We start from the raw sequence: 4,368 nt of genomic DNA on the forward strand, positions 1-4,368 counted from the left end.
GGAACCGCCAGGTTATTATTTAAAGTCTGTGCAAAAGCGCAGATTTTTGCTGATATGGCTCAGTTGGTAGAGCACACCCTTGGTAAGGGTGAGGTCCCCAGTTCGAATCTGGGTATCAGCACCATTAATTTAGTTCGGCAGAAACAGAAAAGAATTTGCCTGGCGGCCGTAGCGCGGTGGTCCCACCTGACCCCATGCCGAACTCAGAAGTGAAACGCCGTAGCGCCGATGGTAGTGTGGGGTCTCCCCATGTGAGAGTAGGGAACCGCCAGGTTTTATATTTAAAGAAAGCCACTCATCTGAGTGGCTTTTTTGCTTTTACAGCACGCCAAAATACAAATTCCCGCAGTGCTGGGATCCGCGTCTGCGGACTGATAAACTAGACCGCATATTTGTCAGATGAGTTTTTCATTATGTCCCTCAAACCTGCTGATTCACTCCGCCAGTTACACACATTTGGTATCGAAGCCGGTGCCCGGCATATTGATGTCGCAGAGACCATTTCTGATCTCTGCCGCTTATGGCTGGCTGCACAAACAGAAAAATCCCCCTTTCTGTTGTTAGGCTGCGGCAGTAATGTACTGTTTACTGCAGATTTTAATGGTGCTGTTGTCATTAACCGGATCCCCGGTAAAACCGTCCGGGAAACACCGGATACCTGGTTTATCGAAGTGGGTGCCGGTGAAAACTGGCATGAATTAATCCGCTGGATGCTGGCGAACAGTATTTACGGTATGGAAAACCTGGCGCTGATCCCAGGTTGTGCCGGTACCGCACCGATTCAGAACATAGGGGCATATGGTACCGAGTTTAAAGACGTCTGTGACTATGTGGATATCACCTCTCTGTCAGACGGACAGACAACGCGCCTGACCGCAGAAGAATGCCGTTTTGGCTATCGTGACAGTATTTTCAAACATGATTATCAGCAGGGGTATGCCATCACAGCGGTGGGTCTGAAACTGCCGAAAGTATGGAAACCCAATCTGAGCTACGGCGATTTGAAATCGCTGGATCCTGCGACTGTCACTCCTCAGCAGGTATTTGATATGGTCTGTCAGATGCGGATGAGCAAACTGCCGGATCCGGCAGTAACCGGCAATGCAGGCAGCTTTTTTAAAAATCCGGTAGTGACTGCTGAGTGTGCGCAGAAAATCAAAGCACAATATCCGGACTGTCCGCAGTATGTGGTGGCGGACGGAATCAAACTCGCTGCCGGCTGGCTTATCGACCAGTGCCAGCTGAAAGGCCATCAGGAAGGTGGTGCGGCAGTACATATGAATCAGGCGCTGGTATTAATTAACCGTGATAATGCAACAGGTGATGATGTTATCCGTCTCGCCCGTTATGTCCGTCAGCAGGTTGCTGCCCGTTTCGGGGTTCAGCTGGAGCCGGAAGTCCGGTTTATCGGTGCTGACGGTGAAATCAGTGCCACAGAGGCTATTGCATGAAAGATTACAGTGTACCGCTGACGCTGATCGGTATTTTATCCGACGGTGAATTTCATTCCGGTGAACAGCTCGGCGATAAGCTGGGAATGACCCGGGCCGCAGTTAATAAGCATATCCGCACCTTACGTGAGATGGGTATAGAGATGGAAACGGTCACCGGTAAGGGTTACCGCCTCTTTGCACCGATGAATCTGTTACAGCCGGATGTGATCCGCACGCTGCTGCCCGGACGAAATGTTGAAGTGCTGCCGGTCATCGGCTCCACCAATCAGCATATGATGGATAAAGTGGGGGAACTGATATCCGGTGACGCCTGTGTGGCGGAATATCAGTATGCCGGACGCGGTCGCCGCGGGCGGCAGTGGATCTCCCCCTTTGGCCGCAATCTGTATCTTTCTCTGTACTGGCGTCTTGAGCAGGGACCCGCTGCGGCTATCGGGCTGAGTCTGGTCGTCGGTATTGTGCTTGCCGAGACACTGCATGAGCTGGGTGCGACCGGTGTAAAAGTAAAATGGCCGAATGACTTATATCTGGATGACAAAAAACTGGCCGGGATCCTGGTCGAACTTCAGGGAAAAACCGGGGATGCCGCGCATGTGGTTATCGGGATCGGGATTAACCTGACCATGGAAAGCAGCGGTACAGATCAGATTGGCCAGCAGTGGATCAACCTGCAGCAATCCGGTATTCAGATCGACCGTAATACATTATCTGCGGAATTTATTAAACATCTGATGGATGCGTTGCATCTGTTTGAAAAAAGCGGGCTGACCCCGTTTATAGAACGCTGGTATGCGTTTGATAATTACCTTAATCGTGAAGTAAAACTGATTATTGGTGAGCGTGAGGTCTTTGGTATTTCCAGAGGGATAAACGGACAGGGTGCGTTATTATTAGATCAGTTCGGTGAAATTACCCCCTATATCGGCGGAGAAATATCACTTCGCGGTGTGAATGCAAAAAATAAACCGGCCTGAGCCGGTTTGTTTTTAACAGAAAAACTGGTTATTTCCGCAGTTTAACATTTGTCACCATATGATTGGTGCCTTTGGTCATCACCAGACTGGCCCGCTCTCTGGTCGGCAGAATATTTTCATGCAGATTCAGGCCGTTAATCTCATCCCAGATGGTTGAGGCGATACTGACGGCCTCACTTTCTTCAAGTTGTGCATAGTGGTGGAAATAGGAGTTCGGGTCACTGAATGCACCCTGACGGAATTTCAGAAACCGTCCGATATACCAGCTCTTGAGTAATTCTTCCGGTGCATCCACGTAAATAGAAAAGTCCACAAAATCGGACACAAAGACATGGTGCATCGAATCCGGGTAATCCATCCCGCTCTGCAGCACATTCAGGCCTTCCAGAATCACAATATCCGGTTGTTCAATGACCAGCTGTTTATCCGGAATAATGTCATAGGTCAGATGCGAATAAACCGGCGCCAGCACCCGGGGGTTACCGGACTTCACTTCAGAAACGAAACGCACCAGATTATGCATGTCATAGGATTCCGGGAATCCTTTCTTCTTCATGATACCGCGTTCATTCAGCACAGAATTGGGATGAAGAAAACCATCAGTGGTGATCAAATCCACTTTGCGATGTTCCGGCCAGCGGCTCAGGAGCGCCTGCAATAACCGGGCGGTGGTACTTTTCCCGACAGAGACACTGCCGGCAATACCAATCACATAAGGGACTTTCGCTTCATTTCTGCCGAGGAACTGCTCCAGTACCGCCTGGCGCCGCAGGTTTGAGCTGATATAGAAGTTCAGCAGACGCGACAACGGCAGATAAATCGCGATAACTTCATCAATCGAGATTTCATCGTGGATACCGCGCAGATCGTCAATTTCCTGCTCAGACAACGTCATCGGAACGGAGTTACGCAGGGTTGCCCACTGACTGCGGCTGAAATGGAGGTAAGGAGAGAGCGCTTTTTCTTTATACATAAACCAACAGCTGCCTTTATTACGCAGGTTGGACAGGTCATTAATACCCGTACCGGCTGAAAATAAATCGCATCATAGCGAGAGATGGGAGTCAGGCGTAGCAATTTTTTTGAAAAAATGCATTTTTTTTGATGTCGCGGACATAAATTACATAGCACATGACATAAAGAAGGCGTTAAAAATAAGCGGATTATTTACTTATACGATAGTTCATCGGTGTGATTGCTGAGAGTTTACGTGATAAGCATCGCTGTTAATTTGTACATTACCTATTGAAAAAAACAGCAAAATACGGAAGAATGTCCACTTTGTGAGCAAAAGAACAATTTCAGCGATTTTTTTGTTGCATCCTGTGCAAAGTCTCCATAGAATGCGCAGCACTTGATGCCGGCATAGCTCAGTTGGTAGAGCAACTGACTTGTAATCAGTAGGTCCCGAGTTCGACTCTTGGTGCCGGCACCATTTAACAATTTGGAAAGGTGGGATACCCAAGCGGCCAAAGGGAGCAGACTGTAAATCTGCCGTCACAGACTTCGAAGGTTCGAATCCTTCTCCCACCACCATCCAATGTGAATTATTATCCTGAGTGTTTTACTCAAGACTCCTTCGATGTAAAATACTCCGGATTCAGTTACAGCAGATTAAAGTCAGGTAGCCGAGTTCACGCGGGCATCGTATAATGGCTATTACCTCAGCCTTCCAAGCTGATGATGCGGGTTCGATTCCCGCTGCCCGCTCCAAGATGTGCTGATATAGCTCAGTTGGTAGAGCGCACCCTTGGTAAGGGTGAGGTCGGCAGTTCGAATCTGCCTATCAGCACCACTTCCGTTGTTCTCCATTCCTTGATTTTTTTCCCTGTAAATATCCAGACAAGCAATACTGCTTGGTTGATGTGGTGAAACCACCGATTCCGTGTCTTAGAGGGACAACTAATGTCTAAAGAAAAGTTTGAACGTACGAAACCGCA

The 4,368-nt window shown here is 48.6% G+C and carries 3 protein-coding genes, 5 tRNA genes and 1 rRNA gene; 8 read left to right on the forward strand and 1 reads right to left on the reverse strand.

The window, feature by feature from the left end:
• The first annotated feature begins 48 nt into the window (after positions 1-48).
• From U868_RS0106690 to birA, 4 genes are all read left to right on the forward strand, one after another.
• Positions 49-124 (forward strand) — tRNA-Thr (locus tag U868_RS0106690).
• 34 nt (positions 125-158) lie between these two features.
• A 5S ribosomal RNA gene (gene rrf, locus U868_RS0106695) occupies positions 159-274 on the forward strand.
• A 139-nt stretch (positions 275-413) separates the two neighbouring features.
• Positions 414-1,451, forward strand: a complete 1,038-nt coding sequence (gene murB, locus U868_RS0106700) for a UDP-N-acetylmuramate dehydrogenase (RefSeq protein WP_025152622.1) — start codon at positions 414-416, stop codon at positions 1,449-1,451.
• A complete protein-coding gene (gene birA / locus U868_RS0106705; RefSeq protein ID WP_025152623.1) occupies positions 1,448-2,428 on the forward strand; it encodes a bifunctional biotin--[acetyl-CoA-carboxylase] ligase/biotin operon repressor BirA in 981 nt (326 codons plus the stop codon). Before murB ends, birA begins: the two co-directional genes overlap by 4 nt.
• Before the next feature lie 28 nt (positions 2,429-2,456).
• Here birA and coaA read toward each other — a convergent pair whose 3' ends face one another.
• A complete protein-coding gene (gene coaA, locus U868_RS0106710; RefSeq protein ID WP_025152624.1) occupies positions 2,457-3,401 on the reverse strand; it encodes a type I pantothenate kinase in 945 nt (314 codons plus the stop codon).
• 386 nt (positions 3,402-3,787) lie between these two features.
• Between coaA and U868_RS0106715 the strand changes: the two genes are divergently transcribed.
• The 4 genes from U868_RS0106715 to U868_RS0106730 all read left to right on the forward strand — a co-directional run bounded on the left by U868_RS0106715 (position 3,788) and on the right by U868_RS0106730 (position 4,223).
• Positions 3,788-3,863, forward strand: a tRNA-Thr gene (locus U868_RS0106715).
• Positions 3,864-3,879: 16 nt separating this feature from the next.
• A tRNA-Tyr gene (locus U868_RS0106720) sits at positions 3,880-3,964 on the forward strand.
• Positions 3,965-4,066: 102 nt separating this feature from the next.
• Positions 4,067-4,141, forward strand: a tRNA-Gly gene (locus U868_RS0106725).
• Between the two features lie 6 nt (positions 4,142-4,147).
• Positions 4,148-4,223: transfer RNA gene (locus tag U868_RS0106730), tRNA-Thr, on the forward strand.
• Positions 4,224-4,368 lie beyond the last annotated feature (145 nt).

This window comes from Morganella morganii H1r (assembly GCF_000633515.1).
GTDB lineage: Bacteria > Pseudomonadota > Gammaproteobacteria > Enterobacterales > Enterobacteriaceae > Morganella > Morganella morganii_B.